This is a genomic window from Urinicoccus timonensis (genome assembly GCF_900232945.1).
GTDB lineage: Bacteria > Bacillota > Clostridia > Tissierellales > Peptoniphilaceae > Urinicoccus > Urinicoccus timonensis.
In genome coordinates this window covers 1-14,531 of the sequence record NZ_OCTU01000002.1, presented here as the reverse complement: position 1 = coordinate 14,531, position 14,531 = coordinate 1, and the positions used below count along the sequence as shown (strand labels likewise).

14 protein-coding genes are annotated in these 14,531 nt (G+C 48.1%); 7 read left to right on the top strand and 7 right to left on the bottom strand.

Annotated features, from left to right (window positions below; genetic code table 11):
- Positions 1–9 precede the first annotated feature (9 nt).
- Complete coding sequence (locus tag CS898_RS04120; protein ID WP_099208196.1) at positions 10–1,824, top strand: bifunctional metallophosphatase/5'-nucleotidase; 1,815 nt, start codon at positions 10–12, stop codon at positions 1,822–1,824.
- On the opposite strand, the gene CS898_RS04115 is transcribed toward CS898_RS04120, so the two are convergent.
- Genes CS898_RS04115 through CS898_RS04105 form a run of 3 tightly spaced genes read right to left on the bottom strand, consistent with a single transcriptional unit; the run spans position 1,805 to position 3,865 of the window.
- On the bottom strand, positions 1,805–2,434 hold the full coding sequence (locus CS898_RS04115) for an amino acid ABC transporter ATP-binding protein (protein WP_099208195.1): 630 nt from the start codon (positions 2,432–2,434) through the stop codon (positions 1,805–1,807). The two genes, CS898_RS04120 and CS898_RS04115, sit on opposite strands and share 20 nt — an antisense overlap.
- Positions 2,421–3,071: an amino acid ABC transporter permease gene (locus CS898_RS04110; RefSeq protein WP_099208194.1), complete on the bottom strand. Its 651-nt coding sequence runs from the start codon at positions 3,069–3,071 to the stop codon at positions 2,421–2,423. The genes CS898_RS04115 and CS898_RS04110 overlap by 14 nt, the downstream gene beginning before the upstream one ends.
- Positions 3,068–3,865 carry an amino acid ABC transporter substrate-binding protein gene (locus CS898_RS04105; protein WP_099208193.1) on the bottom strand — a complete coding sequence of 266 codons (798 nt, stop codon included), beginning with the start codon at positions 3,863–3,865 and terminating at the stop codon, positions 3,068–3,070. The genes CS898_RS04110 and CS898_RS04105 overlap by 4 nt, the downstream gene beginning before the upstream one ends.
- Before the next feature lie 175 nt (positions 3,866–4,040).
- Here CS898_RS04105 and CS898_RS04100 point away from each other — a divergent pair, with 175 nt between their 5' ends.
- From CS898_RS04100 to CS898_RS04085, 4 genes are read left to right on the top strand one after another with little or no spacing between them, the layout of a single operon-like run.
- Complete coding sequence (locus tag CS898_RS04100) at positions 4,041–5,363, top strand: MATE family efflux transporter (protein ID WP_099208192.1); 1,323 nt, start codon at positions 4,041–4,043, stop codon at positions 5,361–5,363.
- Position 5,364: 1 nt separating this feature from the next.
- Positions 5,365–6,216, top strand: coding sequence for a hypothetical protein (locus tag CS898_RS04095; RefSeq protein WP_099208191.1), 852 nt, complete (start codon positions 5,365–5,367; stop codon positions 6,214–6,216).
- 16 nt (positions 6,217–6,232) lie between these two features.
- Positions 6,233–6,736 (top strand): nucleoside 2-deoxyribosyltransferase, encoded by a 504-nt coding sequence (locus CS898_RS04090; RefSeq protein WP_099208190.1) that lies wholly within the window; start codon positions 6,233–6,235, stop codon positions 6,734–6,736.
- Entirely contained in the window at positions 6,737–8,002 is a 1,266-nt protein-coding gene (locus CS898_RS04085) for a dihydroorotase (RefSeq protein WP_099208189.1), read from the top strand.
- Positions 8,003–8,074: 72 nt separating this feature from the next.
- Here the strand turns inward: CS898_RS04085 and CS898_RS04080 are convergent, their stop codons facing one another.
- Both CS898_RS04080 and CS898_RS04075 read right to left on the bottom strand, forming a co-directional pair.
- The gene (locus CS898_RS04080; protein ID WP_099208188.1) at positions 8,075–8,308 is read right to left on the bottom strand and encodes a hypothetical protein; all 234 of its coding nucleotides are present in this window, start codon (positions 8,306–8,308) and stop codon (positions 8,075–8,077) included.
- 175 nt (positions 8,309–8,483) lie between these two features.
- Positions 8,484–9,509 carry a threonine aldolase family protein gene (locus tag CS898_RS04075; RefSeq protein WP_099208187.1) on the bottom strand — a complete coding sequence of 342 codons (1,026 nt, stop codon included), beginning with the start codon at positions 9,507–9,509 and terminating at the stop codon, positions 8,484–8,486.
- Positions 9,510–9,583: 74 nt separating this feature from the next.
- On the opposite strand from CS898_RS04075, the gene CS898_RS04070 reads away from it, so the two are divergent.
- The gene (locus CS898_RS04070) at positions 9,584–10,663 is read left to right on the top strand and encodes a pyridoxal phosphate-dependent aminotransferase (RefSeq protein WP_159459116.1); all 1,080 of its coding nucleotides are present in this window, start codon (positions 9,584–9,586) and stop codon (positions 10,661–10,663) included.
- On the opposite strand, the gene CS898_RS04065 is transcribed toward CS898_RS04070, so the two are convergent.
- Both CS898_RS04065 and CS898_RS04060 read right to left on the bottom strand, forming a co-directional pair.
- A complete protein-coding gene (locus CS898_RS04065; protein ID WP_099208185.1) occupies positions 10,664–11,596 on the bottom strand; it encodes an NAD(P)-dependent oxidoreductase in 933 nt (310 codons plus the stop codon).
- Positions 11,593–12,426: an alpha/beta fold hydrolase gene (locus CS898_RS04060; protein ID WP_099208184.1), complete on the bottom strand. Its 834-nt coding sequence runs from the start codon at positions 12,424–12,426 to the stop codon at positions 11,593–11,595. The genes CS898_RS04065 and CS898_RS04060 overlap by 4 nt, the downstream gene beginning before the upstream one ends.
- 109 nt (positions 12,427–12,535) lie before the next feature.
- Between CS898_RS04060 and CS898_RS04055 the strand changes: the two genes are divergently transcribed.
- Positions 12,536–14,146: an SH3 domain-containing protein gene (locus CS898_RS04055; protein WP_099208183.1), complete on the top strand. Its 1,611-nt coding sequence runs from the start codon at positions 12,536–12,538 to the stop codon at positions 14,144–14,146.
- Positions 14,147–14,531 lie beyond the last annotated feature (385 nt).

Sequence of the window (14,531 nt, the reverse complement as noted above, 5' to 3'; positions counted from 1 at the left end):
GATCTTCTTATGCAGGAAACTTCTTTAAGTCTTTTAATCAGTTCAGATATCCATGGCTGGTACCTGCCTTGGGATTATACAAAAGATGAAGAAGATGTCCACGGATCTTTGGCCCAGCTTTCTACCCTAATCAAGTCTATTAAAAAGGACCACGACCATGTCCTGACCTTTGATGCCGGGGACCTGGTCCAGGGAAATGCTTCCAGTCTTTTTGCTAAGGACCCGGTCCATCCTGGAATCCTGGCCCTAAATGCCATTGGCTATGACGGTTGGGTTCTGGGCAACCATGAATTTGACTATGGACCGGACTTCATCCATAGGGCCCAGGACCTCTTCCAAGGAGACATCCTCTTGGCCAACCTCCTGGACAAGGAGGGCAAGCCCTATTTTAAGCCCTATAAAATTTACGACTTTGACGGAATCCAGGTAGCCATTGTGGGCCTCATTACCCCTCTGGTGGGGGAATTCAAGGAAAAGTCTTCCATCTTAAAGGAATTTACCATTCAAGACCCGGTCCAAGCCCTGGAAAGAGTCTTTGCAGACATGCCCCCGGTGGATGCAAAAATCGGCATCTTCCACATGGGGATCCAAAATGAAAATGCCCATCCCAATACAGGAGTCCGGGATATTGTCCAAAAACTTTCTACTTCTTTTGACCTGGTTGCCGGAGCCCATATGCACCAGCTGGAAAGGGGACTTTTAATTGACAAGACCCTGGTGGCTGAAGCAGGTATGTTTGCCACCCACCTCTTGAAAATGGACTTGCACTTTAAAAAGACCCCGGAATCCACCTACATCTCCCAGAGGTCTTCTTCTCTGATCCCCATCTACCAGGATGGAGATATCCTGGCGCCGGACAAGGAAATTATTGACTTGCTAAAGCCCTACCACCTCAAGGCCAAAAAAACTTCGGAAGAGGTCTTGGGCCAGGTGGACCAAGCCATGGTAGCCCCAAGCTCCATTCCAAACTACCCCCACATTGCCTCCTATCCCTCTGCCTGGACCGCCTGGATTGGGTCGGTTCTCTTGGAGGCTTCCGGGGCTGATGTGGTGGCCTTCCACCTGGACAATCCCTATCCCAAAATCTTTCCAGGTCCCTTCAGAAAAAAAGACATCTACCGCAACTACCACTATGCTGGTGGGGAGATGTCTGTCTATAAGATTCAAGCCTGGCAGTTAAGGCGCTATATGGAGTGGTCGGTTTCTTATTTCAACCGTCTCCACCCAGGGGATGTCACTCTGAGCATCCACCCCAAAAGAGCTCGCTTAAAGTATTCTACCTTTGACTTTTTTTCTGGCCTAGACTACACGGTGGACTACAACCAACCTGTGGGCCAAAGGATTGTCAGCCTGACCTATGACGATGGACAACCTGTCCAAGACCATGACCTGGTTCGCCTGGGGGTCAATTCCTACCGGATGAAGGCCCTCCTATCCCAAAACGGGGTCTTGGCTGGGGAAGACATTCCCTTCCTCTATGCCACGACAGATGATGACCAGTTAGGGCCAAAAAAAGGCCGGATCCAAGACCTCTTAAAAGAAGATGTCCGCCGCCGGGGAAGCTTAGGAAATAATTTTCACTCTTCCATGACGGTGGTAGGACCGGACACTTCTTCCCGGGAGGCCCAAGCCAGCCTAAAACTCCTAGAGCTGGGCTATTTAAAACTAGACCCTATCCCTAGTAAGAGCATCAATATTTATGAAAACATGCCTATCCAAGACCAAAAAGACCTCTTTGACCGCCTTGGCCTGGAGGCTCCTCTCCAAGAGGATGCCCGGCGGGGCGAAATCTACTTGAAATGCCTTAATTTTCTTGGCTTATAAAGTGACCATCTTGGATGGTCAAGATCTTGTCAGCCACTTCCTTGGCAAAATGACTGTCGTGGGTGACAATCAGGATGGTCATTCCTCTTTGGACCAGACCCTTAATCAGGTCGTAAATGGTCTTTTTGGATTGGTCATCCAAGGCCGAGGTTGGCTCGTCTAGACAAAGGACCTTGGGATTTTCCATACAGGCCCGGGCAATGGCCACTCTTTGCTTTTGCCCCCCGGACAAGATTTCCGGATAGGCCTCTTTTTTATCTTCCATGCCCATCAGCTCCAGGAGTTGTTGGGCTTTTTCTTTGGCTTCCTTGAGGTCTCTCTTATGGTATCTGGAGGCCAAAAGCAAGTTTTCCTCTACATTAAGGTTGGGAAAGAGCTGGAAGTCTTGGAAGACCAAACCAATGTCCTTACTTTCCAGGACTTGGTCCTGCCAAAAGACCTCCCCTGCATCTAGGTCTTCTAAACCCAGGAGGCAACGGAGGAAGGTGGTTTTCCCCTCTCCACTCTTCCCTTGGATACAGGTAATGCTTTCAGGAGGTATTTCTACAGACAGGTCGTCCCAAAGGAGGTTGTCTCCAAAGGATTTTTTAAAGCCTTTAATTTTTAACATAGGACTGGCCTCCTCTTTCTTCAATCTTATTGAGAATAGCTGAAACTACAGCCACTAAAACCAGGTAAACCACGGCTACATAGATATAGGGGACCAAGGAGGAAAAATTCATGGAGGTTGTCTTGGCCGCCTTTAAAATATCCATGACTCCCAGGGTATAAACCAGGGAGGTGTCCTTGATTAGGGTAATGACCTCGTTGCCAATAGAGGGCAGGACCACCCGGTTGGCTTGGGGCAGGATGACCTTGAAAAAGGTAAAGGACCTGGATAGGCCCAGGACCTTGCCGGCCTCCCATTGCCCTTGGGGGATGGACTGGATTCCACCCCGGTAAATTTCAGCAAAATAAGCCGTATAGTTTAAGACAAAGGCCAGGACAATGGACCCGTTCCTAGACAGAGTCAGGCCCAAAAGGGGAAGACCAAAAAAGACAAAGAGCATTTGCAAGAGCAAGGGGGTCCCCCGCATGATGTAAATATAGATCCGGGTCAAGGTCTGGATGAATTTGTTGGATTGGATCCTTACTAGGGCCACCGGAAGGGAAAGGGGCAAAGACAAGACCAGGGTCAGGACGAAAAGTCCCAGGGTCATCTTCATCCCCTCTCCCAAAAGGGGCAGGAGCATTCTTAACATGTTCATTTACTGAAATACCGTCCTCTGATTTCTTCAAATTTTCCATTTTCTTTCAGTTGGTCCAGGGCCTTGTTTAATTCTTCTGCCAGGGCCTTATCTTCTTTTCGCATACCTACAGCAAATTCTTCTTGGCCGAAGTTTTCTTCTAAAATTTTCATCTTAACTTGAGGATTTTTCTTTAAATAGTCCCGAGCCAAGACTTCATCTACCACAAGACCGTCACTACGGCCAGCTTCTACATCTTTAAAGGCTTCAATGTTGGTAGGATATTCCACCAAGGGGCCTCCTAAAGAATCCACAAAGGCCTGGTCTTTTTTTACAGCTTCCAGGGCAGAACTATCTGCTTGGAGGGTTACTTTTTTCCCCTTAAAGTCAGCCTTGGTCTCAATGGGAGAATCCTCAGGTACAATAATTAACTGGGTATTGTCCATATAGGGCTTGGAAAATAAAACAGCCTTTTCTCTTTCTGGAGTAATGGAGTAGCCATTCCAGATAAAATCAATGTTTTTGGCCTCTAATTCCGCTTCCTTATAGTTCCAATCCACTGGCATAAAGTCCACTTGGATTCCCATAATTTTTGCCGCTTCCCTGGCCAGGTCCACATCGAAACCTACCAAGTCGCCCTTTTCGTCCCGGTAACCCATGGGGACAAAGGTATCGTCTAGACCAATGATATAGGTCTTGTTTTTATCTAATCCTTGAGAAGCTTCCCCAGCTTGGTTTGAATCTTGTCCTCCTCCACAGGCCGTTAGACAGACTCCTAAAAGTAAAACAGCTAACAAATATTTTATCGATTTCATAAGTAAATCTCCTTTCTTGCTTTATTATAGTAAATTATGAAATTATTTATAGTATACCATGTTAAAAAAATTTGTAAAGGCCTTTTCTTTAAACTTTTGTTTTTTCTTGGGATGTGTCATAATAGACTTAATTACAAGTAGTCACTAAGATTGATGTCGTATTGAGGATGAAAAAATGACTAGTAAAACTTTTTTTAAATATGTTATTCCAACCATTTTAGCCATGTGGGTTTTTTCCATCTACACCCTGGTGGATGGGTTTTTTGTAGCCCACTTTGTCGGACCCGAAGCCTTTGCTGCTGTCAACCTGGCCATGCCCGTCACCAATGCCCTCTTTTCCTTTGGGATCCTGGTGTCTGTGGGAACCTCAACCCGGATTGGGATCAACCTGGGTAAGAACCGGGTAGATAAGGCCAATGAAATTTTTTCCTCCGTTCTCTTCGGATCAGGTCTTTTTGCCCTGGTGACCTCCATTCTTTTAATGGTCTTTATTGAACCCCTGGCCCATTTTTTGGGAGCCACCGGTGACCTCCACGGCCTGGTCATAGACTACCTATCCCTGGTCCTGCCCTTTACCTTCTTCTTTATCCTGTCCTATATTTTGGAAATCCTAGTCAAGGTCGACGGCATGCCCATCCTGTCCACCATTGGGGTCCTGTCCTCAGCCCTGACCAACATTATTTTAGACTATGTCTTTATCCGCTTTTTCGGCTGGGGGATCAAGGGGGCTGCCTTTGCCACAGGCCTGGCCCAAATCCTATCCTTTGTCATCTTCCTCCGCCACTTTCTAGCCCGCAAGGGTCGGCTGAGGATTTTACTGATTAAGCCCCAGCTTGTTTCCCTGGTTAAGGCCATGAAAATTGGCTTCGGAGACTTTTTAACCGAGCTCTCCTATTCAGCCATCTTGTTTTTCTTCAACCGTAGCCTCTTGGCTATTTACGGGGAGACAGGTTTGATTTCCTATACGGTCATCAACTATTTTTCCCTCTTGTTAACCATGACCATGTCCGGCATCACCCAGGGGTCCCAACCCCTCTTTTCCCTCTACTATGGCAAGGAGGACCTAGGGGCTATTCGGAAAATCTTTGTCTCAGCCCTGGCAACTGTCTTTGTGGCCAGTATGATCTTTTTCCTGCCGGCTCAATTCCTTCCCTCCAGCCTAGTTCAAATCTTTATCCCCAAAACAGAAAGGGCCGCCTTTGACTTGGCCATCTATGCCCTGAGACTCTATTCCATCTCCTACCTCTTCCTGGGCTACAACATCCTGGTTTCCGGTATGTCCGCCGCCTTGAACAAGCCCAGGCTGGGGATTTTAATCTCCCTATCCCGGGGTTTCATCTTCATTTTTATCTTCCTCCACCTCTTAAAGGCCCTGGCCCCCAACTTTATTTGGTTGGCTGGTAGCCTGGCAGAAGTGGCCACCCTGGTTTTGACTATTTTTTCTGTCCTCCACCTGAAAAAAGACCTTGCCAAGCAAGGGCAAGTAGAAAGGTTATAATATGAAAGAAAGTTTGGAGTCCGCCTTTGCCCTCATCCAAAGACAGCTAGAGGAAAAGGACCAAGAAATTGACCGATTAAAAAAAGAAAATGCCATCCTACAAAAGGAATTTGACCGGATTTGTCAAATGCTTTCCAAGCGACAAAAAGAAGAGGAAGAGGCTCAGGGCCTCTTCCAACGGCTTTTTCCCAAAAAGAGAGATCCAGAGGACCAGGTTGTCTTTATTGAAAGGCCCCAGCTAGAAAAAGAAGAAGTCCAAGAAAGTCCTGAAGCCAAAGACCTCTTGGTCCAAGCCCTGAAAAAGGGTCGCCAAGACCTCTGGCCCAAGACCCTAGTTTCCTACCTGGAAGAAGGCCCCAGCCAAGAAGACCTCCTGGACCTTTTAGTGGACTCTCTTCCCTGGGCTAGGCTGGAAGACCTGAAAACCCTCTTGGATATTTTAGATGAAGACATCCTGGAAAAGTTTATGGACCGTCGGGAGGATTTCTCCCTGGTCTTGGAAGATCAAGGCCTCAACCGCCGCCAAGTCTACCAGGTCTTGCGCCTCTACTATCTAAGAGAGGATTGGACCCGGGTAGACCGGGCCCTGGACCTGGTCCACAGGAGCCAGGACCCCCTCAAGGCCAAGGATCTCAAGATTCTCTACCTCCTCTCCCTGACCCGGCCCATCCCCCTGCCTAGCCAGGACCTGGCAGCCCTGGAAGACCTGGCCGACCCAGAAGAGACCTTTAAAAACCTGGTCTTGACCTTTAAAAAACTCCCCTGTCGAAACAATTTCAGCCAGGCCCTGGCCCGGGAATTTCCCAAGGCCCAGGACCAAAAACTCCTCTGCCTGGCCTATACCAAACTTTAATAGAAAGAAGGACCCAATGAAAGGATACTTTGCCTCCCATTTTTTTAACGACGCCATGTTCCAATGGACGGAAGACTTTGCCCGGGCCATTGAAGCCCAAACCCAACTAGACCTCTATGTCCCCCAAAGAAATGCAGACATCAACGACAAGAAAAACAAGGATGACACCATTACCGCCCTGGCCATTTCCAAGGCCGATACCCAAAAGCTCAAGGAAGCCAACATCCTCATTGCCTGCCTGGATGGTCTTAGCATCGATGATGGTGTCGCAGCAGAAATCATGGCCCATGGAGTCATGGCCGAATTCGAAGCCGACCATGGCATCCACTTTCCCCGGCTGATTTTGGGCGTCTTGACAGATATGCGGTCCCAAGGGACCGGAGACAACCGCCTCTACCGTAACCAGATGATCATAGGAAAGATCCAAGAGCACGGCCAGGTCATCTATGGTTATCCTGGAGAAAAGGCCTACATCCAAGAAGCCATCCAAGCCATCCAAGAATTTATGAAGGAGCATTAAATGTCAATTTTAATCCAAGGGGGCCGCTTGGTCGACCCCAGCCAAAACCTGGACCAAGTGTTAGACCTCCGTCTGGACCAGGGAAAGATTGTAGAAATGGCTAAGGACCTGGACCCTCAGGGAGCCCAAGTCCTAGAAGCTCATGGAGCCATCGTCAGTCCTGGCTTTGTCGATGTCCATGTCCACTTTAGGGACCCTGGCTTTACCCACAAGGAAGACCTGGAAAGCGGGGCTCGCGCCGCCGCCCGAGGAGGCTACACCTCCGTCATCTGTATGGCCAATACCAAGCCTGTCATCAATACTGTCCAGGACCTAAAAAATTTCTACCAAAAAGCCCAAGACCTCCCCATCCGCCTCTACACCGTGGCGGCCTTGACCCGGGACCTTAAGGGCCAAGAACTCAATGACCTGGAGGCCCTGGCCCAAGCCGGAGCTGTGGCCTTTTCCGACGACGGCTTCCCCTTGAAGGACCAGGCCCTTTTTGAAGAAGCCCTGGAAAGGACCAAAAAACTGGGACTCACCATCTCCCTCCATGAAGAAGACCCGGCCCTGATTGACTGCCCCGGTTTTGACCAGGGTCCCTTTGCCCACTCTCTGGGTATCCAGGGAGCCCCTAGTAAAAGTGAGGACTCCTTTGTCCAAAGAGACTGCGCCCTGGCCCTATCCCACCAGGCCCCCATTGACATCCAGCACCTGTCCTCCGCTGACAGCGCCGACATCATTGCCCACTATAAGAGTTTAGGAGCCCCGGTGGTTTGTGAAGTCACCCCCCACCACTTTAGTCTCAACCGGGATGCTGCCCAAGTCTATGGCAGCCTGGCCAAGATGAACCCACCTCTTAGGTCCCAGGACCATGTGGACCGGATCAAGGCCCATATTGCCAAGGGAACCATAGACTTTATTGCCACAGACCACGCTCCCCACAGCAAGGAAGAAAAAGACCAAGACCTCCTTAAGGCCCCTTCAGGCATTATTGGCCTGGAAACTGCCCTGGGCCTGAGCATTCGAGAATTGGTCCAAGAAGGCTTTTTGGACTACCCAGCCTTGGTGGAGCTTTTATCCTGCCATGCTGCAGACTACTTCCAACTTCCGGGAGGCAGCCTAAAAGTTGGCAGCCCAGCAGACATCGTCATCTTTGACCCCGGCCAAGACTGGCTCTATGAAGCTAGCTTTAGCAAGTCATCCAACAGCCCCTTCCTGGGCCAAAGACTTCCAGGCAAGGTCCTCTACACCCTTTGTAGAGGAAAAATTGTCTACCAAGCTTAAAGATAAAAAAACCCGGAAAGACCTTGTATCTTTCCGGGTTTTTCAAAATTTTCTATTTTATCGATTCCATCATCAAGACTCTTGGGAAGAGCCTTGGTCCACTTCTTCAAGGCCATATTTCTTTCTTTGGTGTCTTTGAAAAGCTTCAAAGGCATAACCAATGGCTAAACATATAGCAACTTGTATTGCAATCCAGCGAATAGAGATGTCTTCTCGAAAGTAAATGCAGTCCGCTACCGTTAAACCGATGACGATAAGAAGACTTGGAACGTTTGGCAATAGGGATTCTTTTTTCTTTTCTTGCATTTTTTTCCTTCCTTTGTTGGTCTATTATCTAACTAGAAATCTTTTAGTCACAGGCCTTTATTTGATCTGCCCTTCCCTCTTGTTAAGTCCATTATATCCATCCCAAAAAAATATTCAAGGCTTTTGAGCATTTTAAAGGAAAAGAGTCCCCTCTTTCCCCTTTTCTCTTCTAAATTTATCCCACAAGACTTCTTAGGCTTTCCAAGAGGCCTTGGACTTCTTCTTCCTTGGTATGGTAGGTGGTGACAAAACGGACACATTCCCGGTCTCCTTCCAGGGGACCAAAGTCTTCAAAGGTGACTGTTTGGGCCAATTTGTCTAAAAGTCCAGCTGGAAGACTGACAAAGATTTGGTTGCTTTCTGCCGGATAGGCAAAGTCCAGTCCCAGGTCTTTAACTCCCTCTGCCAGTTTCATAGCCATGGAGTTGGCAATCTTGGCATTTTCAAAATAGAGGTCGTCTGTAAAGAGGGCTTGGTATTGGAGGCCCATTAAAAAGCCCTTGGCCGTTAGGACTCCGTGTTGTTTCAGATAATAGTGGAAGTTTTCTCCCAAGTCCTTGTTGCAAAAGACCACTGCTTCCCCAAAGAGGGCTCCATTTTTAGTTCCACCTATGGTAAAGATGTCACAAAGGCCAGCCAGGTCTTCCAGGCTGTAATCACAAGCCGGGCTCATAAGAGCAGACCCCATGCGAGCACCGTCGATATAGAGGTAGACACCATGGTCTTGGCAGGCCTTGTAGATTCTTTCCAATTCGGCCTTCCGGTAGACGGTTCCCAATTCTGTACTATTGGAAATGTAGACGATTTTGGGTAGGATATTAAAAAAGTCATGTTCTTGGGCCAGGTAGTCTTCTAAGGCCTGGGGCTTGATCTTTCCATCTTGGGATTCCACAAAAACCACCTTATGGCCTACGGCTTCCAGGGCTCCGGCTTCGTCATTGACAATATGGCCAGATTCTGCTGCCACCACTCCTTCATAGGGCTTTAAAGTGGCTGTTAGGGAGAGGATATTGGCGCTGGTTCCACTGGGAACAAAGTTAATTTGCACGTCCCTTTTTATTTTTTCTTGGATCATTTCCTTAGCTCGGTCAGAGGCTTGGTCAAAGCCATAGCCCGGATAGACGGTGTGGACTTGGTCCATGAGTCTTTCCACGACCTTGGGATGGCCTACGCTGTTGTAGTCGTTTCGAAATTCGTACATTTTACTTCATCCTTTCTGAATTGCATTCTAAAAAATTTTGGGTTATGATTGACATAGAAATAAAGGAGGTTACAATGGCCAATAAAATTCAACATGGTGCCAACCTATTCGAACTGCAAGAAAAATATGGTTTTTCCATTGACGAAATCATGGACTTTTCATCCAACGTCAACCCTTTCGGTCCCGACCGAGACAGCCTGGACTACCTGGTCCAACATATTGACCGGGCCAAGGTCTATCCCGACCCCGAATACAGGCAGCTGCGATCTGTCCTTTCCAGCTACATCCACTGTCCCCCAGACCAAATTGTCTTGGGAGCAGGAACTACCAACCTACTTTCTGCCTATATTGCCCTGGTCCATCCGGCCAATGCTCTTTTAAACAGCCCCTGCTATAGTGAATATGAAAGAGAGCTCAAGAAGATTGGAGCCCGGGTCCACCACCATCTTTTAGACAGGGACAAGGATTTTGCCCTGGAACCTGGGGCCATTATTGACCAAATTAAGGACCTGGACATTGACCTCTATGTTTTGACCAACCCCAACAATCCCACAGGGTCCATCCTGGAAGCCAAGGATATTGAACGGATCTTGCAAGAAACCCAGGCCTACCTCTTAATTGATGAAACCTATATCGAATTCACAGACCTGGCTCCCTATACGGCTTGCCAGCTGGCCTGTAACTATGACCGACTCTTTGTAGTCCGGTCCACCAGTAAATTTTTCGCCAGTCCCGGCATCCGTCTGGGCTATGGTGTCCTCTCCCACGGATCCCACCTCCAAGCCCTCCAGGACCAGTTAAACCTTTGGGGCATCAACATCTATGCTGAGATGATGGGAGAAAAAATGTTCCTCAACAAGGACTACCAAGACCAGGTCTACCAACATACCAAGTCAGAGCGTGCTCGGATGATTCAGAGCCTGAAAAAGCTCCCTGGCTTAAGGGTCTATCCCAGCCAAGGAAACTTTGTCCTTTGCCAGTTGAAGGATGGTCTCACGGCCCAAGAGCTTAGAGAAAGGCTCCTGCCCAAGAAGCTCATTATTCGGGACTGCGCCAACTTCCCCAACCTGGGGCCGGACTTTTTCCGTTTTTGTATCTTGAGCCAGGAAGCCAATGACGCCCTTTTAAGGGCCTTGGAGGAAATTTTAGCCTAATCAATACCCCTTGTCTGTGTCAACCACATGGATAAGGGGTTGATTTTTTTTAAAGCGTTTGAGATTTTCCATAATGGTCTTGTATTCAATTTCTCGGTCTCCTTCACTGCTATAGGAGTGGTGGGGAGTGATGTAGACCTGGTCCATGTCCCAAAGGGGAGAAGCCGGGTCCAGGGGTTCTTTTTCAAAGACATCCAGGCAGGCTCCGGCAACATGGCCAGATTCCAAGGCTTCTACCAGGGCCTCTTCCTGGATGATATCCCCCCGGGCTACATTGATAATCTTGACCCCCGGCTTGGTTTTGGCCAAAAGGTCCCGGTTGATCAAGTGGTAGGTTTCCTTGGTCTTGGGCAGGGTCAGGACAAGGAAGTCGGCTCTTTTTAGGGCCTGGTCCAAGTTTTGGTCTGTGACAATTTCTTGGAAGGGAGCCTGGGGTTTTGGACTTTTCCTATAGCCCACAAGCTGGACTCCAAAGGGCTCTAGCCTTCTAGCTCCAGCCTGGGCCAAGGACCCTGTCCCAAAAAATAGAACAGTTTTCCCCTTTAGGGCCCCCAGGCCTGTCTTTGGTTTTTCCCAAAGATGGGCCTCTTGCTTTTGGATAAAAAACCGGTTGGCCTTTTGAATTTGTAGGAGGTTAAAGACAATGAACTCCCCAATGGTCTCGGCATAGACACCCTGGTTGTTGGATAGGATAATGCCTTTTTTTGAAAAATAATCCAGGGGTAGGTAGTCCACTCCCATGGAGGTTAGAAAGACGGCCTGGAGCTTTTTTAACTGGCTAAAATCTAACTTTCTCAAAGCCAGACCTCCCAAGGCCAGGTCTATGTCCTCCAAGGGGCCTCCCTCTTCCATCAGCTGGACTTGGTAGCCCAGGTCCTTGATTTTTTCACGATAGGTCTGGTTGATTTCTCGGGTCAATAAAACTTTGGTCATTGGTCCTCCTGTCTTTGGAAAAAATTTTTTAATAGGTCTAAGTAGATCTCAAAGCGGTCATTCATAACAAAGTGGCCACATTGGTCCAGGAGGTGGACATGGCAATTTTGGGCCCTGCGACTTTGTTGGTAGTAGGGAACAATCCGGTCCAATTCCCCATGGATGGCTTGGCAGGGAAGCTGGATTTTCTTCCACTGGTCATCGGTGAGATAAAAATCTCTCAAGGCCCGGATGGCATCCTTACGGTTGACTTGTTCTAGGCTGGCATCCAGGTATTTTTTATGGTCTTGGGGATTGGGCTCTTTCACATGGTACATGGTGGACTGCCAAAGCATTTCCACAGCATAGCCCAAAAGAGGGTCCTTGGACTGCCTAGTTTCAGGCCAGGGACTTCCCAGAACATCATCAAAGCCCGGCAACTTCCATACCAGACGTTGCTTGGGTTCAGCCAAACCCAAAGCCCCAATAATGGTCAGGTCCTTAAAGAGCTTGGGATAGCGGGCCACTAAGCCTAAGGCCACTGCCCCACCTAGGGACCAGCCCACCAGGTGGACCTGGCTAAGGCCCAAGGTCTCCATAAAGTCCTTCAGGTCCTCCACATAGTCCCAAAGAGACCCAATACGGGTCTGATAGCTAGACTGGCCAAAGCCCCTGAGGTCCGGAGCAAAAGAATGGTAGTCCTGGGCCAGGGCTTCCATAGACTTGTCCCAAAAAGCACTGGACGACATGTTCCCATGGAGAAAGAGAACCTGGGGTCCCTGGCCTGCCTCCCGGTAGAAATAGGTTTCGCCATTTTTTAATTGGATGTTTTTTCCTTTTATTTTTTGCATTTTCAATCCTCCAGTTTTTATTTACCCTATTTTTTAAGAGATTAACCTCCCATTCATTGAAAGGACCCTGGCGAATCGTTATAATAAGATAAGAAGGAGGTGGCAGACTTTGGACCAAATCATTACAGCCGGCCCCAGCAAGGTTTTATTAAATCCTCGGGACCGCGTCCAGATTATTGGGGCCAACCTTTCCCAGTTGGACCACGATCTTTGCCTCATGGTGGATGTTTTAAACGTCTCAAATGTAGAGGCAACAAACTTTGTTTTTTCTGTAAAATTTTATGATGAATTTTCTAAGGCTCTTTTTGATGGAACAGTCTTTACTTTTTCTGCAGAAGATAGCCTGGCTAAGCCCCACCAAGTTTGCTACTTCGAACCCTTTATCCTGGATGAACGCTTCCATACAGCCCGGCAGCTGGAGATTGGCATCCAGTCTGTGGTTTTTTCCGACAAGACAGGATCCGTCTACCAGCCTTTGGAACAAGACCTCTACCAGCTTCCTATGATTTCCTTGGAAAGACTCCAGGAGATGAAAGACTTCATTGCCCCAGACTGTATGACCTATGGGGAAAACTTAAAAACAGCCTGGCGGTGTGTTTGTGGAGCCACCAACCTCCGAGCAGAATTTGAATGTAGTAATTGCCACAGGAACAAGTACTATGTCCTAAACAACTTGACCCAGGACTTGATAGACCAAAAAATTGCAGCCAGCCTAAATCCTAGGCCAGAAGAAGATGGTCTGGCCCCTGAAGAGGCTCCTGAGACCCCTAGTCCCGGTCCCTCCACCATCCAGCTTATGGAAAAAATTCGGGGTCAAACCCTTAACAGCCTCAATGAAGGATCCAAAATGGACATCCTAGTCCTGGCCCTGGTCCTCCTCTTGAGCCTTCTCTTGATTTTCTTGGGCTACCAGCAATTTAAGACCACAGACATCTATAAAAACCACCAGCTGAGCCAGGCTGACCGGCTGATTGAAAAAGATGACTTCACCGGAGCCAGGGAAATCTACCTGGGCCTGTCCAAGAATCCTCCCGAGGACCTGGCCTCCCGGCAAGAAAAATTAAACGACCTTATGGAATCCAAGGTCCATTATGAAATGGGCCTGGCCTCCCTAGACCTCAAGGATCCCTTTATTTCCTTGAACCACTTTACCAAGGTCCTGCCAGAAGATGAGTCTCGCTATGGCAAGGCCCATGAAGAAATTGCCCTCTTGGAGGGGGCCATTGTGGACCAAGCCCAAGCCTACCTGGAAGAAAACAGGGTGGACGAAGCCCTGGACCTCCTCCATAGGCTCTTAAATGTCCTTCCCAACTCTGCAGAAGGCCTCAACCTCCTGGACCGAATCATCAAAAGTGACCAAATTTCCAAGAGCCAAAGAAGGCGACTTAACGAAATTAAAATTAAAGAAAAAGAAGAAGAAAAAAATAAGCAACCCCTGACTTCTGAAGATAAGAAACGGGCCGAACTCAGCGACAAGGCCTTGGAGCTTTTGCATACCTTCCAAGTCGTTAAGGAAGAAGAGGCCAATCTCAGAAAAAGCCCCAGCCTGGATGCTCCCATCCTAGCCAGTATTCCAAAAAATTCAGACGTCTATGTCTATGAAACCGTCATTGAAAAAACCAGCCGAATCTGGTGCCATGTAGAAGTGGAAACCCCGCAAGGGGACATGGTCCAAGGCTGGCTCTCCAGCCATACCCTGGAAGGGCCAATGCCTAAATAAAAAAAGAAAGCTTAAGAACTTGACCCCATCAAGTCTTAAGCTTTTTTTAATGAAAAGACCCCAAAGGAGACTATTGGCTAATTTTAAGACTAGAATCCAGGTCAGATTGACCTGTTTTTTTTACCTGCCAAGTCCCAAAATTGATCCAAATTGTCTCTAGACACAAAGAAACCCAGGAAAAAACTCCTGGGTTTGATATGTACCCTCTTTACTGGACAAACCAGTAAGGAGGGTATTTTTGTGAAATATAGCTATGAGTTCAAAAAAGAGTGCATACAGTTGTATAGGCAAGGGAAATGGCCTGATACACCTGATGGGACCAAAGAAGAAAACCTTCATGCTTCCATTAGAAAATGGTTTAGATTAGAAGAACTTCATGGCCCAG

Coding starts and splice junctions, on each gene's coding strand:
- CS898_RS04060 (WP_099208184.1), bottom strand. CDS start 12,426: ATGCAAAAAATAAAAGGAAAAAACATCCAATTAAAAAATGGCGAAACC.
- CS898_RS04070 (WP_159459116.1), top strand. CDS start 9,584: ATGGCCAATAAAATTCAACATGGTGCCAACCTATTCGAACTGCAAGAA.
- CS898_RS04110 (WP_099208194.1), bottom strand. CDS start 3,071: ATGAACATGTTAAGAATGCTCCTGCCCCTTTTGGGAGAGGGGATGAAG.
- CS898_RS04100 (WP_099208192.1), top strand. CDS start 4,041: ATGACTAGTAAAACTTTTTTTAAATATGTTATTCCAACCATTTTAGCC.
- CS898_RS04105 (WP_099208193.1), bottom strand. CDS start 3,865: ATGAAATCGATAAAATATTTGTTAGCTGTTTTACTTTTAGGAGTCTGT.
- CS898_RS04095 (WP_099208191.1), top strand. CDS start 5,365: ATGAAAGAAAGTTTGGAGTCCGCCTTTGCCCTCATCCAAAGACAGCTA.
- CS898_RS04090 (WP_099208190.1), top strand. CDS start 6,233: ATGAAAGGATACTTTGCCTCCCATTTTTTTAACGACGCCATGTTCCAA.
- CS898_RS04115 (WP_099208195.1), bottom strand. CDS start 2,434: ATGTTAAAAATTAAAGGCTTTAAAAAATCCTTTGGAGACAACCTCCTT.
- CS898_RS04085 (WP_099208189.1), top strand. CDS start 6,737: ATGTCAATTTTAATCCAAGGGGGCCGCTTGGTCGACCCCAGCCAAAAC.
- CS898_RS04080 (WP_099208188.1), bottom strand. CDS start 8,308: ATGCAAGAAAAGAAAAAAGAATCCCTATTGCCAAACGTTCCAAGTCTT.
- CS898_RS04075 (WP_099208187.1), bottom strand. CDS start 9,509: ATGTACGAATTTCGAAACGACTACAACAGCGTAGGCCATCCCAAGGTC.
- CS898_RS04065 (WP_099208185.1), bottom strand. CDS start 11,596: ATGACCAAAGTTTTATTGACCCGAGAAATCAACCAGACCTATCGTGAA.
- CS898_RS04120 (WP_099208196.1), top strand. CDS start 10: ATGCAGGAAACTTCTTTAAGTCTTTTAATCAGTTCAGATATCCATGGC.